Annotated in this window: 16 protein-coding genes; 14 read left to right on the forward strand and 2 right to left on the reverse strand. The window is 67.1% G+C overall.

The genetic code is table 11. The features are described 5' to 3' along the window. Window positions 1–80: 80 nt before the first annotated feature. Both QNO00_RS11635 and QNO00_RS11640 read right to left on the reverse strand, forming a co-directional pair. Window positions 81–1,187, reverse strand: a complete 1,107-nt coding sequence (locus QNO00_RS11635) for a polyprenyl synthetase family protein (RefSeq protein ID WP_229966986.1) — start codon at window positions 1,185–1,187, stop codon at window positions 81–83. Between the two features lie 6 nt (window positions 1,188–1,193). Beyond that, entirely contained in the window at window positions 1,194–1,484 is a 291-nt protein-coding gene (locus QNO00_RS11640; RefSeq protein ID WP_229966985.1) for a hypothetical protein, read from the reverse strand. Window positions 1,485–1,911: 427 nt separating this feature from the next. Between QNO00_RS11640 and dinB the strand changes: the two genes are divergently transcribed. From dinB to QNO00_RS11710, 14 genes are all read left to right on the forward strand, one after another. Further along, a complete protein-coding gene (gene dinB, locus QNO00_RS11645; RefSeq protein ID WP_229967009.1) occupies window positions 1,912–3,120 on the forward strand; it encodes a DNA polymerase IV in 1,209 nt (402 codons plus the stop codon). Between the two features lie 231 nt (window positions 3,121–3,351). Further along, window positions 3,352–3,735, forward strand: coding sequence for an SCO2097 family morphological protein (locus QNO00_RS11650; RefSeq protein ID WP_229966984.1), 384 nt, complete (start codon window positions 3,352–3,354; stop codon window positions 3,733–3,735). Between the two features lie 294 nt (window positions 3,736–4,029). Next, a complete protein-coding gene (gene mraZ / locus QNO00_RS11655) occupies window positions 4,030–4,461 on the forward strand; it encodes a division/cell wall cluster transcriptional repressor MraZ (protein ID WP_229966983.1) in 432 nt (143 codons plus the stop codon). Window positions 4,462–4,679: 218 nt separating this feature from the next. After that, a complete protein-coding gene (rsmH, locus tag QNO00_RS11660) occupies window positions 4,680–5,678 on the forward strand; it encodes a 16S rRNA (cytosine(1402)-N(4))-methyltransferase RsmH (RefSeq protein ID WP_284024618.1) in 999 nt (332 codons plus the stop codon). Beyond that, complete coding sequence (gene ftsL, locus QNO00_RS11665; RefSeq protein ID WP_284024619.1) at window positions 5,675–6,430, forward strand: cell division protein FtsL; 756 nt, start codon at window positions 5,675–5,677, stop codon at window positions 6,428–6,430. Before rsmH ends, ftsL begins: the two co-directional genes overlap by 4 nt. A gap of 29 nt (window positions 6,431–6,459) precedes the next feature. Next, window positions 6,460–8,250, forward strand: coding sequence for a peptidoglycan D,D-transpeptidase FtsI family protein (locus tag QNO00_RS11670; RefSeq protein ID WP_229966980.1), 1,791 nt, complete (start codon window positions 6,460–6,462; stop codon window positions 8,248–8,250). Window positions 8,251–8,393: 143 nt separating this feature from the next. Next, entirely contained in the window at window positions 8,394–10,040 is a 1,647-nt protein-coding gene (locus QNO00_RS11675; protein ID WP_284024620.1) for a UDP-N-acetylmuramoyl-L-alanyl-D-glutamate--2,6-diaminopimelate ligase, read from the forward strand. 6 nt (window positions 10,041–10,046) lie between these two features. Beyond that, entirely contained in the window at window positions 10,047–11,570 is a 1,524-nt protein-coding gene (locus QNO00_RS11680) for a UDP-N-acetylmuramoyl-tripeptide--D-alanyl-D-alanine ligase (RefSeq protein ID WP_284024621.1), read from the forward strand. After that, a complete protein-coding gene (mraY, locus tag QNO00_RS11685; RefSeq protein ID WP_229966977.1) occupies window positions 11,570–12,673 on the forward strand; it encodes a phospho-N-acetylmuramoyl-pentapeptide-transferase in 1,104 nt (367 codons plus the stop codon). The genes QNO00_RS11680 and mraY overlap by 1 nt, the downstream gene beginning before the upstream one ends. Next, window positions 12,655–14,247, forward strand: coding sequence for a UDP-N-acetylmuramoyl-L-alanine--D-glutamate ligase (murD, locus tag QNO00_RS11690; RefSeq protein ID WP_229966976.1), 1,593 nt, complete (start codon window positions 12,655–12,657; stop codon window positions 14,245–14,247). Before mraY ends, murD begins: the two co-directional genes overlap by 19 nt. Next, window positions 14,248–15,612, forward strand: a complete 1,365-nt coding sequence (gene ftsW / locus QNO00_RS11695; RefSeq protein ID WP_229966975.1) for a putative lipid II flippase FtsW — start codon at window positions 14,248–14,250, stop codon at window positions 15,610–15,612. Then, the gene (gene murG / locus QNO00_RS11700) at window positions 15,609–16,718 is read left to right on the forward strand and encodes an undecaprenyldiphospho-muramoylpentapeptide beta-N-acetylglucosaminyltransferase (protein ID WP_284024622.1); all 1,110 of its coding nucleotides are present in this window, start codon (window positions 15,609–15,611) and stop codon (window positions 16,716–16,718) included. Before ftsW ends, murG begins: the two co-directional genes overlap by 4 nt. After that, window positions 16,715–18,175 carry a UDP-N-acetylmuramate--L-alanine ligase gene (murC, locus tag QNO00_RS11705; protein WP_229966973.1) on the forward strand — a complete coding sequence of 487 codons (1,461 nt, stop codon included), beginning with the start codon at window positions 16,715–16,717 and terminating at the stop codon, window positions 18,173–18,175. Before murG ends, murC begins: the two co-directional genes overlap by 4 nt. After that, complete coding sequence (locus tag QNO00_RS11710; RefSeq protein ID WP_284024623.1) at window positions 18,168–19,121, forward strand: cell division protein FtsQ/DivIB; 954 nt, start codon at window positions 18,168–18,170, stop codon at window positions 19,119–19,121. Before murC ends, QNO00_RS11710 begins: the two co-directional genes overlap by 8 nt. The last annotated feature ends 161 nt before the right edge of the window (window positions 19,122–19,282 follow it).

Below are 19,282 nucleotides of genomic sequence, written 5' to 3' on the forward strand. Positions count from 1 at the left end.
CGGCTTGTATTACTGCTGTTTTGCTTCGCCGTTGTATTACCGGCTGCCTATTGTTGCCTCGCCGGCGCAGGGACGGACCGTCAGGCCGAGCGGGTGACTGCGGCGTGGGCCAGGGAGGTCAGGGCAGCCCGGGCCACGTCGTCGACCGGCATCTGCTCCAGTGCGTCAAAGGCGGCGCGGGTGTGTCCCTCTATGAGGGTTTCCGTTGCCGCCAGCGCCCCGGAGTCCTCGATCAGGGCGCGCAGCGCGGCTACGCCGTCGTCGTCCAGATCGGTCCGACCGAGCGCGGAGCCGATCACGTCGCGGGCGGAGGGTCCGCCCAGTGCCAGCGCGTAGGCGATCAGCACCGTGCGCTTGCCTTCGCGCAGGTCATCGCCGGCGGGCTTTCCGGTCTGCGCCGGATCGCCGAAAACGCCCAGGACGTCGTCGCGCAGCTGGAATGCCTCTCCGAGCGGCAGCGCAAACCGGGAGTACCAGTCGAGCAGCTCCTCTGAAGCTCCGGCCAGGGCTCCGCCCAGGGTCAGCGGGTGCTCAGTGGTGTACTTCGCTGACTTGAAACGCAGGATGTTCCGGGCCCGGACGACGGCCCGCTCGGGCTCGTGCGTGGGTCCCACCACCTCTTCGAGGATGTCCAGGTACTGCCCGGCCATGACCTCGGTGCGCATGCGGTTGAAGATCCGCCGGGCCGGTGTGCCGTGCGCGGCCTGGGCGCCGACTGCTGAAAACATTTCCTCGCTCAGGGACAGGCACAGGTCGCCGGCGAGGATGGCGGCTGACGAACCGAAGTGGGTGCCGTCCAAGTGCCAGGCGGCCTCAGTGTGCGCGGTGCTGAACCGACGGTGGACGCTGGGCCCGCCGCGGCGGGTGTCGGAGCGGTCAATGATGTCGTCATGGATCAGGGCAGCGCTCTGGAACAGTTCCAGTGCGACGCCCGCCCGGACCGCTGGTCCGCCCAGCTCGGCCCCGCCGGCGCCGCGCCAGCCCCAGTAATTCAGCAGTGCCCGCAGCCGCTTTCCGCCCTGAGCCAGGGAGGAGACGGCGTCGAGCAGCGGAAGCGCCTCCATTGAAACCTCTTGGAGCACTGCCTGCTGCTCGGTGAGGAAGGCGTCCAGCTCGCTGCCGAGAAGCTTCCGGTACTCCGCCTGTTCACGAACTGCCACCTCGGGGGCAGGAAGGACATTCCCCATGCCGGCCTACTTGGCTGACTCTGGGAGCAGATTAATGCTGGCCGTATAGGTGAAGCTGCCGTCGCGGGGAACAACTGTCACGTTGGCCAGGTCGTCACCACCGGCGCGCACGAACTGCCGGAGCGTGGCGGTTCCCTCGTTTTTGGCGTCATTGGGCGTGAAGCCCTGCGCCTCGAATTCCCCGGCGTAGTAGGCCAGGATTTCCTCGGTGGAAGCGCTGGTTGTGGCCGTCAGCGAGGCGGTGAACAGTTCGGGGGTTTCCTCGAAGCTGGTGGAGACCGGAGTGGACTTCGGCATCACCGAAATGACGTCAGTGGGAAATCCTTCAGCGATGGCGGAGTTTGTGGATTTTTCAGTCGGCGTGGCCGAGCTGCTGGGGGAGGCAGAACCGCTGGGCGACGCCGAGCCGGAGGCGGACGCAGAGCCGGACGCGGATGCCGTACCGGAGGGGGAGGCAGAGGCGGACGGCGAAGCCGACGGAGACGCGCTCGACGCCGGCGTTTCAGCCGTACCGGAATTCGTCGATTCGGTGTCCGGGGTGCAGCCGGAGGCAACCAATAACAGGGCAGCGGCGGTAAGGGCAATCAGGGGCTTATTCATTGGTGTCCGCTTCTGGTGGGGGTCAGGATCTGGTCCCCAGTCTAGGCGAAACGAAAACGTCGGACCCGTTGTCTACCATGAAGGGGTGAGCAATGGCCCCAGCGAAAACCGCGACTGCACCATCATGCACGTGGACATGGATGCCTTCTACGTTTCGGTGGAATTGCTGAAACGACCCGAGCTGACGGGCCGCCCGATCATCGTGGGTGGCCTCGGGGGCAGATCGGTGGTCCTGTCGGCCTCCTACGAGGCACGGCGCTACGGCGTCCATTCCGCCATGCCGATGTCCGTCGCCTACCGGCAGTGTCCGCAGGCGGTCATTCTGGAGCCGCACCAGGAGGACTATCGGGAGGTATCGGGGCGGCTCATGGCGATCTTCGAGTCCATCACGCCGCTGGTGGAGCCCCTCAGCGTTGACGAAGCTTTTCTGGACATCGCCGGTGCCATGCGGCTGCTGGGGCCGCCCCGGGTCATCGGCGAGCTGATCCGCAGCCGGGTGGCTGCGGAGCTCGGCATCACGGCCAGCGTGGGCATCGCCGCCACTAAGTTCGTGGCAAAGATTGCGTCCACCCGGTCCAAACCGGACGGCCTGCTGCTGATTCCGCGCAGCGAAACCGTCGCGTATCTCCATACCCTGGACGTTTCGGCCCTGTGGGGAGTGGGGGCCAAGACGAGGGAAACCCTTGCCCGGGTGGGCATTTCAACGGTTGAAGACGTGGCACGCACTCCGGTCAGTGTCCTCAAGCGCCTGCTGGGCGCCACCGGTGAGCACGTTTACGAACTGGCCTGGGGGCGCGACCCGCGGAGCGTCACTCCGGTGCGGCGGGAAAAGAGCATCGGCGCAGAGGAGACATTCGCCCGGGACGTGTCCGACGACGAGACCCTGCACACGGAGCTGCTGCGCCTGGCGCACAAAACTGCTGCCCGGCTCCGGGCCGCAGGGTTGCAGTGCCGCGCGGTGTCGCTGAAGCTGCGCTACGCGGACTTTTCCACACTCACCCGGACCCGCACGCTTCGCGAGCCGGTGGACAGCGCCCAGCTCATCTACGAGGAAACGCGGGCGCTGCTCGCCGCGCTGGGACCCCGGCGGATGAGCGTCCGGCTGATCGGGCTCCGCACGGAGCGGCTGGAGGCGGCGGAGGGCGCGGCGGTCCAGTTGACCCTTGACGGCCGCGACGACAACTGGCGGTCGGCCGAAGACGCCCTGGACAAGATCAACGCCCGGTTCGGCGAGCTCGGCGTCATGCCGGCCCGTCTGCTGGACCCCACCCGCAGGGGCCGGCCGGGCCGCACTCCGGGACCGGCTGTTCCGCCGCCGGCGGGCGCAGACTAAGCCCTAGGCGGAATGGATCCCCGCTGTGCCTCCCACCGCTTTCCCCCGACCAGAATGCCACCTATCCTAAGACGTAAGCACAACACGCGTTCTGCCCGGGTTGTCGGTCTGGCGGTGCCCCGATTTCCCGGGGCGTCTCCGCAGCCAGCCGGGGTGTCGGGAGCGGGAACCGTCCCGGTACCGGGATCGTTGGTTGGGTTACAGAGAATTTCGGACCGCAAGGAGGCAGTAATGGCACTCTCGGAACACGAGCAGCGCTTGCTGGACCAGTTGGAGCAGCAATTACACGCCGAGGACCCCAAATTCGCAAATTCGATGGCGACTCCGGCCGGCGCCGGAATTTCGACCCGGCGGATAGTGATCGGATCCCTGGTCGCAGTGGCGGGCATCGCGCTGCTCCTCCGAGGGGTTTCATTGGAAATGCCGATCAGCCTCATCCTGGGAATTCTCGGCTTCCTGGTGATGGGATCGGGCGTGTACTACGCGACGACGCGCGGCAGGCGCGGCGCGCAGGCGAATTCGCCGGCACGCAAGAAGGAACGCGAGGCCACGTCATCGAAGAATTTCATGAGCAATCTGGAAAATAAATGGGATGAGCGAAAGCGGGACCAGTAACCTCCGGAGGCCCGCACCACCTTCCTCCACCGGTCATCCACGATTCGAAAAAGACCCGCTGCGGCGGGTCTTTTTGGGTTTAAGAGCCGAGGCCAACAACGCCCCGCGACGGCTTTTTGCGCTCCGAGCCCTCCACCGGCCCTTCTCCGCGCCGATCCGCGGAAGAAAAGGCGCGGCGCGCCGCAGTTCGGCTGCCCAATCGTTGACTGTGGAGTGAAGTGGAGTAAAGTGGAGGCTATAAGAGTGTAGGGGCAGCGCAGGAGGAACTTCTTCCAATCAGACAGGTGGTGACTGATGTTCCTCGGAACACATTCACCGCGCCTGGACGAGAAGGGGCGGCTCATTCTGCCGGCAAAGTTCCGCGAGGAGCTGGCTGAGGGACTGGTGCTCACAAGAGGCCAGGAGCGCTGCATTTACGTTTTCAGTTCGAAAGAATTCGAGCGGGTCCACGAACAGATGCGGGAAGCTCCGCTCTCCTCGCGTCAGGCACGGGACTACATTCGGGTTTTTCTCTCGGGAGCATCCGATGAAGTCCCGGACAAGCAGGGCCGGATCACCATTCCGCCGGCGCTGCGGGCCTACGCCGGACTCGGCCGTGAACTGGCAGTGATTGGTGCCGGGACCAGGGCTGAAATCTGGGATGCATCAGCATGGCAGACCTACCTCGAAGAGCAGGAAACGGCGTTCTCGGAAACCGACGAGGAAACCATGCCGGGCATTTTCTAGGCCGGCACTTCCGACCAGCAGTACCCGCACCACCCCCACGAATATCCACCAAACAAACAGAGACCGGACCGCAGCGGTTTCTTGCATGAGATCTCCAGCCGCCCCGCAAGGCCGGCACCTGACTCACTTCCCCGGAGCCAGGCGCCGGCAGCGTGAGGCGCGGATGGGGGTCTGATATAAGAACTACGCCGCCGTCCCAGGACGCGGAAGGACAGCAGATGAGCGAAGAACGCCCTACCGAAGAACGGCATGTTCCGGTGCTGCGTGACCGCTGCATTAATCTGCTGGCACCGGCCATCGAAAAAGCAGTGGCCGAGCGCGGCTCAGCCGTCGTCGTCGATGCCACGCTGGGCATGGGCGGGCACACCGAGGCCATGCTGGCCCGGTTCCCGCAGTTGCACGTGATCGGCATCGACCGCGACCGCCAGGCCCTGGCCTTGGCCGGCGAACGGCTGGCACCTTTCGAGGACCGCATCGACCTGGTGCATGCCATCTACGACGAGATCGCCGACGTCGTCGCCGACTTGGGCTTCGACGGCATCGACGGCGCACTCTTCGATCTGGGCGTCTCCTCGCTGCAGCTCGATGAGCGGGACCGCGGATTCGCCTACTCCTATGACGCGCCGTTGGACATGCGGATGGACACGAGCCGCGGACGCACCGCGGCCGACATTGTTAACACGTACGGTGAAGCGGACCTCGTCCGCATCATCCGCAAATGGGGCGAGGAGAAGTTCGCCGGCCGCATTGCCTCCGCCATCGTGGCCACCCGGGCTGCCAAGCCGTTCACCACCACCGGTGAATTGGTGGACGCGATCCGCACAGTGGTGCCGGCCGGGGCCGCCCGCACCGGAGGACACCCCGCCAAGCGGACCTTCCAGGCGCTGCGGATTGAAGTCAATGAGGAACTCGACGTTCTGGAGCGCGCCATTCCGGCCTCCCTGTCCGTCCTGAACCTCGGCGGCAGAGTAGTTGTCATGTCCTACCACTCGCTGGAGGACAAGATCGTCAAGGGCGTCTTTGCGGCGGGGGCAAGCTCCTCCGCTCCCAAGGGCTTCCCGGTGGAACTTGAACAGCACAAGGCCCAGCTGCTGCGGCTGACCAAGGGAACCGAAGTTCCCACCGACGAAGAAATCGCCGAAAATCCGCGTGCCGCCTCCGCAAAGCTGCGGGCCGTTGAACGGATCCGCATCCCGACCGACAGGGCAGGATCATGACGCAGGTACAGACACGGCCGCACACGGCCGCCGGTGCCGCCCGCCGGGCAACCCACGGCAATACGGCCCGGGCCCTGGACTGGAATCCGGGAACACTGCCGCCGGCATCCCCGGCGTCCCCGGCATCCCCGGCGTCCCCGGCATCCCCGGCGCCCCGCCGCCGGACCCCGCTCTCCGTGGTGCCCGCTTCCAAGCGGCGCCGCCGCGCTCCGCTCGTCGTCTTCTGCTTTATCGCCCTGATCCTGGGTCTGGGCGCTGTCCTGCTGCTCAACATCTCGGTTTCCAGCGGCCAGTACCGCCTGGTCGAACTGCATACCGAGCGGACCGAGCTGGCCCAGCGCAACGAAGCCCTGACCCAGCAGTTGGAAAACCACGAAGCGCCGCAGGTCCTGGCCGCGGCGGCCGCGGATCTGGGCATGGTTGCCGCCTCGACCTTCGGGAGCATTGACCTGCAGACCCTTGCCGTCACGGGTAATCCCGTTCCGGCAGAGGAAGGCACTCCGCCGCCCGTCCTGATCAGTGCCCCCAACGTGCTGACCCAGCCGATAGCCCCGGCCGGAGTGGAACCTGCTCCGGCCGCCGACGAATCAGTCCGGGCAGCCGAGGCGAGGGAAGCCGAGGCAGCCGACGAAGCAGCCGCCGTGCCGGCGGCACCCGGTGAAGCTGCCGGCGCAGAACCGGCTCCGGCCGAACAGGAAGCAGATCTGAACGGCGGAACCATTCCGGCTCCGGTCCAGAGAAGCGGATACTAATTTTTACTGAGCAGTGACGAGGATACGTTGTGGCAAAAGAGCGGGGTTCCGGAAGGGACAACCACAGGGTTGCCATCGTTACCGGCAGGCTGCGGACCGGCCTGATCCTGGCACTGGTGCTGTTGACAGTGCTGGGGGTGCGGCTTTTCCAAGTGCAGGCGGTGGATCCCGAGGGCATGGCCGAGGCGGCCGTGGAAAAGCGGCTGACCACGCAGACCATCCCGCCGCTGCGCGGCAGCATCCTTGACTCCGAGGGCAAGTATCTCGCCCGCAGTGTTGAGCGGTTCGACCTGGTCGTGGACCAGACGTTGTCCCACGACTACACCGAAGAGCAGGAGTACCCCCGCCGCAACGCGGAGGGGCTGCTGGAGGACATCAGCTTCGACCAGGCCTTCGAGGAACTCTCCGCCATCCTTGGGCAGGACCCGGACACGCTCCGCAACGCGGTGCTGGGGGACAACTCCTTCAACTTCGTCGCCAAGACCGTCACCCCGGAGATCAAGGACAAGGTCCTGGCCGTCAAGTTCCCCGGCATCTACGCCGACCGGACGACGCTGCGCACCTATCCTTCCGGAGCGGTGGCCGGCTCCATTGTGGGGTTCTTGGGAACCGACGGACCGCAGGAAGGCCTGGAACTCACCCAGGACGACATCCTGGCCGGCGAGGCCGGCAGCAAGACCTACGAAATCGGCGGAGACGGCATCCGGATTCCCTATGCCACCAACGAGGACTCTCCGGTGGTGGACGGTGAGTCGGTCAAACTCAGCATCGACCAGGACCTGCAGTGGTTTGCCCAGCAGACCATTGCCAGCCAGGTGGAGGATTACAACGCCGAGTGGGGCAACGTGGTGGTTGTCGAGGTTGAGACCGGCCGCATCATCACCATGGCCGAATCGACCACCGTGGACCCGAACAATCCGGGCCTGACCCCGGCGGAATCCCGGCAGCCGCTGTCCGTGACGGTTCCCTTCGAACCCGGTTCCACCACCAAGGTCATCACCATGGCAGCGGCCCTGGAAGAGGGCATCATTGACCCGCTGACCGAGTTTGAAATTCCGTCCACCTACACGGTGGAGGGCCAGACCTTCAAGGACGCCTTCGATCACGGCACGGTGCACATGACGGCCGCGGGCATCCTGACGAAGTCGATGAATACGGGCACCGTCATGATCGGCCAGCAGCTGACGCGGCAGGAGCGCTACGACTGGCTTCGCAAGTTCGGCTTCGGCGAACCGCTGAACGTGGGCCTCAACGGCGAAACAGTGGGCATCCTGGCGGAACCCGACGAATGGGACACCCGCCAGCAGTACACGGTGCTTTTCGGCCAGGGCCTGGCCCAGACAGCGCTGCACACCGCGATGGTCTACCAGACCATCGGCAACGACGGCGTACGGCTGGCCCCAAGCCTGATTGACAGCTACGTGGCGGCCGACGGCACTGAGACTCCGGCCGAGGAGGGGAAATCCACCCGTGTGGTCTCGGAGGAGACGGCCAGTGAAGTCCAGCACATGCTCGAGACCGTTACGGCCGAAGGATCAGGTGCCGGCGGGAAATTGGAGCAGTACCGGGTCGGTTCCAAGACCGGTACGGCCGAGGCGCCGGCGAATGGGGGCTATGACGGCTACACACTCTCCTATGCTGGTATTGCACCCATGGACGATCCCAAGTACGTGGTGGTGGTGACGCTGCAGCGCCCCGAGGGGTCACTGCAGGTCCTGGATCCGGGGAAGACCTTCAAGAAGGTCATGGAACAGGCGTTGACCTCTCAAAACGTGCCGCCGTCCGACTCGGAACCGGAGCTGTACCCCGTGGAGTACTGACTCCGTTATCCCAGGCACCGGCCCGCGCCGGCGCCTGACCACCGCAAGTACCGGGCCTCCCCTTGCCGAGTACCACGTCAATTTTCTGGAGTAATGCAGTGCCTACAAGTGATCAGCGCAATCCGCCCCAGCCGGGAAGCGGAATGCGGCCATCCGCGCAAGATCCCGTCTCCCTCCGGGCGGCAGCCGACGCCCTGGCCGCCAACGGGCTGCCGGGGATCGCACCTGCCCGGGACACCGACGATGACCGCGGCATTCTGCTGACCGGCCTCACCATCAGCTCCCTCGAGGTCCGGCCGGGAGACCTGTACGTGGCGCTGCCCGGCGCCCGCCACCACGGTGCCCGCTTCGCCGCTGCCGCTGCCGCCGCCGGGGCCGCCGCCGTGCTGACCGACCCCGACGGCGCCGCGCAGCTGCAGTCGCTGCCGGTCCCCGTCTTCGTCACGGCCGATCCCCGGCGCATTGTGGGACCGCTCGCCGCAGCCGTCTTCCGCAGCCAGCCCCGGGACGCCGGCACGCCCACCCTGTTCGGCGTCACGGGCACCAACGGCAAAACCACCACCACCTACTTCATCAATTCGCTGCTCGGAGCCCTGGGCAAGACCACCGGGCTCATCGGCACCATTGAAATCCTCGCCGGGGGAGAACCCATCGCGAGCACCCTCACGACTCCCGAGTCGCCCCAGGTTCACGGGCTGCTGGCCCTGATGCGGGAAAAGGGCCTGGACGCCGCGGCCATGGAAGTGTCCTCGCACGCCATCTCCTATCGGCGCGTGGACGGCGTGGTCTTCGACGTCGCCGGCTTCACGAACCTCACCCAGGACCACCTGGACCTCCACGGCTCCATGGAAGAGTACTTCGCGGCCAAGGCAGCCCTCTTCACGCCCGAGCGCGCCAAGCGCGCCGTCATCACCGTTGACGATGAATGGGGTGCGCGCATGGCCGCCGCCTCCCCGGTCCCGGTCTGGACGCTGACCACGCGCGACGGCGGCCCCGGGTCGGACTGGCGGGTGACCGACGTCGTCCGCGCCGGGCTGGGCCACCGCTTCGTGCTGCGCGGCCCTGCCGGAGCCGTCCTGCGGGCCGGCACCGGGCTGCCCGGCACCTTCAACGTCTCCAACGCGGCGCTGGCGGCCCTCATGGTCCTGGCCTCGGGCGTCGACGCGGCTGAGCTGCAGGACGCCCTGGACCGCAGCGACCCCTTCACCGTCGAAGTTCCGGGCCGGATGCAGCTGGTCGGCGAGGCGCCCGCAGCAATCGTGGACTTTGCCCATAATCCCGACGCGCTGGCCCGGACCCTGGAATCCGTGCGCCGGGAAGCTCCCGCCGCCGGTGACGCAGCAGGCAGCGACGACGCCGCTCCCGCCGCGGAACCGAAACCGCGCGTGATCATCGTTTTTGGTGCCACCGGTGAGCGCGACCAGACCAAGCGCCCCCTGATGGGGGCCATCGCAGCCCGGCTCGCCGACGTGGTGATCGTCACCGACGATGATCCCCACGACGAGGACGAAGCGGCCATCCGCGCCGGCGTCCTCGGCGGAGCGCAGGCCGCCCGCGAGCAGGAAGCCCTGCCCTGCGAGATCCTTGAGGTGGCACCGCGTGCAGCGGCCATAGACCGTGCCGTGGCACTGGCGCGCCCGCAGGACACAGTGCTTGTCGCGGGCCGGGGACACGAGATTTTCCAAGAGGTTAAAGGAGTGAATGTGGCCCTCGACGACCGCGTTGAACTGAGGCAAGCTTTGACAAGGTACGGATTCCCTGTGCTGTCCGGCGACGGGGTAGAGTCCTAGATCGTCATGATTGAACTTAGTGCAGCAGACATAGCGGTAATTACCGGCGGCGAACTGATTGGCGGGGCCGCGCAGGCGCCGAACACGATCGTGAACTCGGCCACAACCGACTCCCGGGAAGCCTCCCCGGGGTCCCTGTTCATCGCCAAACCCGGCGAGGCTTCCGACGGACACCTCTTCGTCGAAGCGGCCTTCGCCCGCGGCGCGGTCCTGGCCCTGGTCGAGCGTCCGGTCCAGGATCCCTCCGGCGGCGTGTACCCGGCCATCCTGGTTCCCGACGCCGTCCTGGCCATGGGTGTGCTGGCCGGCGACATTGTCCGGCGGCTGCGGGCCGATGCGCCGCTGACCGTCATCGGCATCACCGGATCGGCGGGCAAGACCACCACCAAGGACCTGCTGGCCGGCATCCTGCGCGCCGAAGGCGAAACAGTGGCTCCCATGGGGTCCTACAACGGCGAGGTCGGCGTTCCGCTGACCATTTTCGGCGCCGGTTACGGCACGCGCTACCTCGTGGTTGAAATGGGCGCCACCGGCATCGGCCACATCCAGTACCTGGCGTCGATGGTGAAGCCCGACATCGGCGTCGTCCTCGGTGTGGGCAGCGCGCATGCGGGGGAGTTCGGCGGCGTGGAAAACATCGCCAAGGCCAAGGGCGAACTCGTTGAGGCACTGGCACCGGGCGGCACCGCCGTCCTGAACGCCGACGACATCCGGGTTTCCGCCATGGCGGCACGGGCAGGTTCAGACGTCGGGGTCCTGTACTTCACGTCGTCGCCGGAGGCAGCGCACGGAGCAAAATCGGCGCTGCGCGCCGTGGATGCCCGCACTGACGCCCTCGGCCGGCCCGTCTTCACCCTCCGGTTCCCGGACGGCAGCGAACACCCGGTGGAATCCGGGCTGATCGGCGCCCACCACACGGCAAACCTCCTGGCCGCCGCCGCTGCCGCCTTTGCCGCCGGCATTCCGGGCGACCGGATCGCGGCCGGGCTCTCCGGACAGAAAGCTGCCAGCCGCTGGCGCATGGAACGCACCGACCGCGCTGACGGCGTCACCGTCATCAACGATGCCTACAACGCCAACCCCGAATCCATGCGGGCAGCCCTGCGCACCCTGGCCGAACTGGGCCAGGGGCGGCGCACCTGGGCCGTGCTGGGCGAAATGCTCGAACTCGGCGACTCAGCAGTCACCGAGCACGACGCCGTCGGCCGCTACGTGGTCCGCCTGAACATCTCCCAGCTCATTGTGGTCGGCACCGGTGCACGCGCCATGCACACCGGTGCGGTCATGGAAGGGTCCTGGGGCGACGAATCCATTTTCGTGGAAACAGCCGAGGACGCCGAACGCATCCTCAACGCTTCACTGGAACCCGGCGACCTGGTTCTTTTCAAATCCTCAAACGGCGCTGCCCTGCGCTACCTCGGTGATCGGATAGCTTTGAACGCCCCATCTTCAACCTCCGCCCTGCCGCCGGAATCCCGGCCGCAGCACACCAGCCCGGAACCTGCCGGGGAAGCCGGAGGCGTCCAGTAGTGGTTTCCCTGCTTATCGGCTCTTCGCTGGCCCTGGTCTTTGCCTTCATCGGCACCCCGCTCTTCATCCGGTTCCTGGTGCGGAAAAGTTACGGGCAGTTTGTCCGCGACGACGGACCGACCTCGCACCACACCAAGCGCGGCACGCCCACCATGGGCGGCACCGTCATCGTCGCGTCAGTCGTGGCGTCCTACTTCATCACTCACCTGATCAGTTACGCCATCAATCCCAGCAGTTTCGGACCGTCAGTCTCCGGGCTGCTGGTGCTGTTCCTGATGGTCGGCATGGGAATGGTGGGGTTCATTGACGACTACACCAAGATCTCCCGCCAGCGCAGCCTGGGCCTGAACGCCAAGGCCAAGCTGATCCTGCAGACCCTGGTGGGCGTCACCTTCGCGATCCTGGCCCTGAACTTCCCGAACGACCAGGGCCGGACTCCGGCCTCGACCAGAATCAGCTTCATCCGCGACACCGGAGTCGACCTGGCCTTCGCCGGAACGCTGATCGGCGCGATCCTGTTCATCCTGTGGGCCATCGTGATCATCACCGGCACCACCAACGGCGTGAACCTGGCCGACGGCCTGGACGGCCTGGCCGCCGGCGCCTCGATCCTGGTCTTCGGCGCCTACTTCCTGATCGGCATCTGGCAGTCGAACCAGAGCTGCGGAGCCCCCGGCTCCGGGGCCGTCTGTTACGAGGTCCGCGACCCGATGGACCTGGCCCTGCTCGCCGGCGCGATCGCCGGCTCCCTGGTGGGCTTCCTCTGGTGGAACACCTCACCGGCCAAGATCTTCATGGGCGACACCGGATCCCTGGCCATCGGCGGTGCCATCGCGGCGTTCGCCATCCTCTCCCGCACCGAACTGCTGCTGGTGATCCTTGCCGGGCTCTTCGTGATCATCACCCTTTCGGTGATCATCCAGGTGGGGTACTTCAAGATCAGCGGCGGAAAGCGCGTGTTCAAAATGGCACCGCTGCAGCATCACTTCGAGCTCAAGGGCTGGGCTGAGGTCACTGTCGTGGTCCGGTTCTGGATCGTGGCAGGCCTCTGCGTCGCCGTCGCCCTGGGCCTCTTCTACGCGGAATGGGTGGTCGGAAATTGAGCGACTCAGCAGACACCGGGTCCGGCAACACTGAGGCCGGAACATCGCGGCTGGACGGACTGACCACCTGGGACGCGCCCTGGCGCGGACTGCGCGTGGTCGTCACCGGGATCGGCCTGTCCGGATTCTCGGCAGCCGACACCCTGATCGAGCTCGGCGCCCGTGTGGTGGTCGTGGACGCGAAGGACACCGAAGAGAACCGCGCCAAGGCCGACACCCTGCAGATCGTGGGTGCCGCCGACGTCCTGCTGGGCGCTGACTCCGCCAAGGAGCTGCCGCTGGTGGACGGCGAGCCGGCTGAACTGGTGGTCACCTCGCCCGGATTCAGCCCATCCCACCCCCTGATGACCGCCGCTTCCGACGCCGGCATCCCGGTGTGGGGAGATGTGGAACTGGCGTGGCGGGTCCGTGTCCGCGAAGGCCGCAAGACGGCCGAGTGGCTGACGATCACCGGAACCAACGGCAAGACCACCACCGTGTCAATGACCGAGAGCATGCTCCGCGCCGCCGGCCTGCGCGCCATCGCCGCGGGCAACGTGGGCACTCCCATCCTGGACGCCATCCGCGATCCGCAGGGCTACGACGTTATTGCGGTGGAACTCTCCAGCTTCCAGCTGCACTGGTCCTCCTCGATCTCGCCCCTGGCGAGCGTGTGCCTGAACATCGCCGAGGACCACGTGGACTGGCACGGATCCTACGAGGCGTACCTGGCCGACAAGGCAAAGATCTACGAAAACACCCGCGTCGCCTGCATCTACAACGCTGAGCAGTCCGAGACCGAGCACATGGTCGAAGAAGCCGACGTCGTGGAAGGCTGCCGCGCCGTGGGCTTCACCACCGGCATGCCCGCCGTCTCCATGGTGGGCATGGTGGAAAACCTGCTGGTGGACCGCGCCTTCATCGAACAGCGCAAGGATTCCGCCGCGGAACTGGCCTCCCTGGCCGACGTCGGCGAACCGGCGCCGCGGCACATGGTGGCCAACGCCCTGGCGGCTGCAGCCCTGGTGCGGGCTTTCGGCGTCGAGCCGGTTGCCGTCCGGGACGGGCTTCGGGCCTATGCCCCCGGTGCACACCGCATCCAGCCGGTGGCCCGCCTCAATGACATCCTCTGGGTCGACGATTCCAAGGCCACCAACCCGCATGCGGCCGCCGCTTCGCTTTCGGCGTTCGACCCGGTGGTCTGGATTGCCGGCGGACTGTCCAAGGGAGTGGACTACGACGACCTCGTCCGGACCCAGGCTCCGCGGCTGCGTGCGGTCATCCTGATCGGCGCCGATTCCTCCCGGCTTCGCGAGGCCCTGGCACGACACGCCCCGGGCATCCGGGTGATTGACGCCGTTCCGCCCCACACTGGTGGAAGGCCCGCCTCCGTACCAGTAGTCAGCGGGGAGGAAGTGATGGCCCTGGCTGTCGCCGCCGCAGCCGCTGAGGCCCGTTCCGGAGACACGGTCCTCATGGCGCCGGCAGCGGCATCCATGGATCAGTTCGCGTCCTACGCACACCGCGGCGACGCTTTCATCGAGGCTGTCCGCGGGTACGTGGAAGGACAGGCGCAGACCACCAAGGAGTCCTAGATGGTCACTACGTCCTCAGGAAACCCCCGCAAGCCTGTGCTTCGCTCCAAGCGGCCGGCCGCCGGCACCTCACCGGCGGCCTCGGGCCGGGGAACCGGCACGCCGTCGTCGGGCCGGCCCGCGTCCGCAGGCTCCCGGCCTGCGTCCCGCGCGCCCGCCGCGCCGGGCAAGAAACCGTCGATGTTCGAACGCGGCATCGTCCTCATCGATGGCAGCCGCCGCACAGCCACCGGATCGGCCTATTACACGATTCTGGGCGCCTCGCTGGCGCTGACGGCCATCGGACTGATGATGGTGCTTTCGGCATCCTCGGTGGAGTCCATCGCCGCCTCGGCCGGTGAATCGGTGGGCAGCACCTTCAACTTCTTCGTGAAACAGGCCATGTTCGCCGGGCTCGGCGTGGCCGCCATGCTGGGCTTGTCGCGGCTCGGTCCCAAAACGTTCAAAAAGATGGCATGGGGCCTGATGGCCCTGGCCGCCGTGCTGCTGATCCTGGTACTCATTCCGGGGATCGGCAAGGAAGTGAACGGCAACCGGAACTGGATCGAAATTGGTCCGATCACCGGGCAGCCCTCCGAGGCGGCGAAGCTGGCCATGGCCATCTGGTTCGCCTCCATGCTGTCCCTGAAGCAGAAGCTCATCACCCAGTGGAAGCACGCCCTGGTTCCCGTGGTCTTCCCCGGCGGGCTGCTGCTGATCGGGCTGGTCATGCTCGGCAGCGACCTGGGCACCGTGATCATCATGGGCATGATCATGATTGCCGCCCTCTTCTTTGCCGGGGCGCCGCTGCGCTTCCTCACCGCACTGGTGGGACTGGGCGCGGGCGCCGCGGTGCTGATGTCGGCGCTCAGCGGCAACCGCTCCAGCCGAATCAGCGCGTGGCTGAAGCTGGACTGCGGGGGAGGCGTGTGCGACCAGGCCAATGCCGGCATGTACGCCCTGGCCTCCGGCGGCTGGTTCGGTGTGGGCATCGGGCAGAGCCGGCAGAAGTGGAGCTGGATCCCCGAAGCCCACAACGACTTCATCTTCGCGATCATCGGTGAGGAGTTCGGCCTGCTGGGCACGCTCCTGATCGTGCTGCTCTTCGGCGTCCTGGCCGTGGCCACGATCCGGATGACGATGCGACACACGGATCCGTTCATCCGGATCCTCTGCGGCTCCATCCTGGTCTGGATCATCGGGCAGGCCTTCGTGAACATCGCCATGGTGACCGGGCTCCTTCCGGTGATCGGCGTACCGCTGCCCTTCATCTCCTACGGCGGGTCCTCCCTGACCTTCACCCTGGCCGCCATCGGTGTCCTGCTCTCCTTCGCCCGCAAAGTCCCCGAACACAAACTTCCCGAAAGTGAACCATCAGCTCCATGACGCAACGTCCCCTTTCCCTCGTCCTCGCCGGAGGCGGCACCGCCGGGCACATCAGCCCGCTCCTTGCGGTGGCCGGAGCCGTGCGGGACTCCGCGCCGGAGTCCCGCATCAAGGTTGTGGGCACCGCCGCCGGGATGGAAACGCGGCTCGTTCCGGCAGCCGGCTTTGAGCTGGCCGTCATCGACCGCGTGCCAATGCCGCGCCGGCCCGGCGCCGATCTGGTCCGCCTGCCCGGCCGGCTGCTGCGCGCCGTAACGCAGGCCGGCGACATCCTCGACGAAGCCGCCGCCGACGTCGTCGTGGGCGTGGGCGGCTACGTCTCCACCCCGGTCTATCTTGCCGCCCGCCGCCGGAAGCTGCCGATCATCGTGCACGAGGCCAACGCCCGCCCCGGGCTGGCCAACCGCGTCGGCGCACGCTTTGCCGACGTCGTTGCCACGGCCTTCGCCGAGACCCGGCTGCCCGGCGCCCGGCTGGTGGGAATGCCGATGCGGCGGGGAATCTCCGGCCTGGACCGGCACGCCGCCCGGTCCGGAGCACGCGCCGCCCTCGGCCTGGATCCGTCGCTGCCCACCCTGGTGGTCACCGGTGGCTCCTCCGGTGCGGCCTCCATCAACCGGGCCGTGGAAGCATCGCTCCCGGCCCTTGCCGCCGCGGGCATCCAGACCCTGCACATCACCGGCCGCGGCAAGCAACTGTTCACCGCCGACGGCGCACTGCTGAGCGCCCCGCGCTACCACCAGGTCGAATACGTCGACGGCATGGAACAGGCCTACGCTGCCGCCGACCTGCTGCTGGCCCGCTCCGGTGCCGGCACCGTCTGCGAAATCAGCGCCGTCGGCCTGCCCGCCGTGCTGGTGCCGCTGCCGCACGGCAACGGTGAGCAGGCGCTGAACGCTGCCGGCCTCGTCGCCGCCGGCGGAGCGCTTCTCGTTTCGGACAGCCTCTTCACAGCGGAGTGGATATCGGACAAGCTGATACCTTTGCTGGCCGATCCCGCAGCGCTGGAGTCGATGTCCGCGGCCGCGGCCGCCCAGGGCATCCGGGACGCCGACCGGCAGATGGCGACATTCATTCTCGAAGCAAACGTAAGGTTCCGCGCATGAGCAGGCTGAAGCTGTCGGACCTCGGACGGGTGCATTTCATTGGGCTTGGGGGAGCGGGCATGTCAGCCGTTGCCCGGGTAATGATGGGCCAAGGCGTTTCCGTCTCCGGCTCCGACTCCCGTGATTCACCGGGGCTCCGCGCCCTGGAAGCCCTGGGCGCCACCGTATTTGTCGGGCAGGATGCCGCGAATGTGCAGGGCGCGGACACAGTGGTGATCTCCACTGCCATCCGATCGGAGAATCCTGAACTTGCCGCGGCCCGGGCCGCGGGGCTGAGGATCATTCACCGGTCCGTTGCCCTGGCCGCGGCCATGGGCAACCAGGAGGTGGTGGCCGTCGCCGGAACACACGGAAAGACCACCACCACCGCGATGGTGACCGTCCTGCTGCGCGAAGCCGGACTGGATCCGTCCTTCGCCATCGGCGGCGATGTCGCTGCGCTGGGGGTCAACGCCGCGCACGGCAGCGGCAACGTGTTCGTTGCCGAGGCCGACGAATCCGACGGTTCGTTCCTGAACTACCTGCCCCGGATCACCGTCATCACCAACGTCGAGGCCGACCACCTGGACCACTACGGCACCGAGGAAGCCGTCTTCGCCTCCTTTGACCGTTTTGTCCGGCTGCTGCCCGCTGACGGCCTGCTGGTGGCATGCGCCGATGATCCCGGTGCCGTCGACGTGGTGAGCCGCTCCGGCGCTGCGCAGGTCCGCACCTACGGCTACAGCGAGACGGCCGACATCCGCATCACCAAGACCCGGCCGGTGGCCAGCGGTTCGGTCTCCGTGCTCCGCTTCAGCCTCGACGGCCTGGAATGCGAGCAGGAACTGCGCCTCCTGGTTCCCGGGGCGCACAACATCCGCAACGCTGCTGCGGCCTTCGCCGTCGGACTCGGACTGGGCGTGGATCCGGCCCGAGCCGCGGCAGGGCTGGCAGTGTTCTCCGGTGCGGCCCGGAGGTTTGAAGCCAAGGGCGCCGTGCGCGGCGTCCGGGTCTTCGATGACTACGCCCACCATCCCACCGAACTGGTGGCCGCACTGGAGGCCGCCCGCACGGTTGCCGGGGAGCACCGCGTCCACGTCCTGTTCCAGCCGCACCTGTTCAGCCGGACGCTGGCCTTTGCCGCGGAGTTCGCCTCCGCCCTGGAGCTGGCGGACAGCGCGACAGTGCTGGACATTTACGCCGCGCGGGAAGACCCGGTGGAAGGCGTCACCAGCGAGCTGATCACCGCCCGCGTGAACCGTCCCGGCGGCTACGCGCCCGATCCGGCCCGAGCCGTGCAGGACATCTGCCGCCGCGCAGCGGCCGGCGACATCATCCTGACCGTGGGTGCCGGCGACGTCACCGCGTTCGGTGCCGTCCTGGTGCGGGAACTCGCCCGGACCGCTGAAACCGGCCCCGCCGGAGATTCCGCCGCAGCGGCGGTTCCGCCCGCGTCCCGTGAGGGACACCGTGGGTAGCCGGAAGCCGCGCCGGCCAGCGGTGGACCAGGGACGCCCCGGACCGTCCGCCCGAAGCGGGGACGGCCTGCGCCGTTCCGGGCACGGCGAACCGCGCCGGACCGCCGGTCCGCGCCGCGGAGCCGACCGGGCATCCCACCATTCCGGGGCCGGCACGGACCCGCGGCTCCGCGCCGGGGACGGAACATCCTGGGGAGCTGGTTCCGCCGGCGAGGCGACTGTCTCCGCCACGGTCCTGTCCTTTCCCCAACCGCCGGTCCGCCGGCGTCGGCGGTGGCTGCTCATCTCGGCGGTGTCCGGTGTTGTCCTGTTCGGCGCGTTTCTGGCCGTCCTGTTTTTCTCGCCGGCTTTGGCGCTGAAGACGGTGACGGTGCAGGGCAACTCGCTGCTGTCCACCGAAGAGGTGCAGAGCGCCCTGCAGCCGCTGATGGGACAGCCGCTGACCACGATTGCCGACGACGACGTCGCGGTGCTGCTGGCGGACCGGCCGGAGGTCGCCGGCGTGGACGTGGTGGCGCAGCCGCCGTCCGAGATTGTGGTGACCGTAGCCGAGCGGGTCCCGGTGGCCGTCCTGCAGAGCGGCGACGCCTTCCTGCTGATTGACGACGAGGGCCTGGCCATCGGCACGGCGGCCAACCGGGCCGAGGCCCGGCTGCCGCTGATCGACGGCGGAACCGAGGCGGTGAACACGGAGGTGTTCAGCACTGTCACGTCCGTCCTGTCCGTTTTGCCCGAAGATGTCCTGGCGCAGCTTGACCACGCCTCGGCATCGTCGGTCGACTCCGTGGAGCTGCAGCTCCTCAACGGACAGAAGGTATTCTGGGGGAGCGCCGAATCCAATGTGGCCAAGGCCCGCACCCTGGAAGCGCTGATGAAGATGCCGCCCAAGGATCCGCCGATCAAGGTATTTGATGTCAGCACTCCGAGCGCACCGGTAACACGGTGATATTTACCTCTTGGGGCAAAGAAAAATCCGACACGCGGCAGAGGTAATTGCAGAACCAGTTTTCGCCCCATAGCGTCACAGGTAGAGGATTACTTGACATAACTATAACCTTCAACTTGAGCCTTAGGGTCTTAAGCTGAAGGTTGGACGTAAGGTTCAAG

Origin of the sequence: Arthrobacter sp. zg-Y1219 (assembly GCF_030125545.1) — a bacterium.
GTDB lineage: Bacteria > Actinomycetota > Actinomycetes > Actinomycetales > Micrococcaceae > Arthrobacter_B.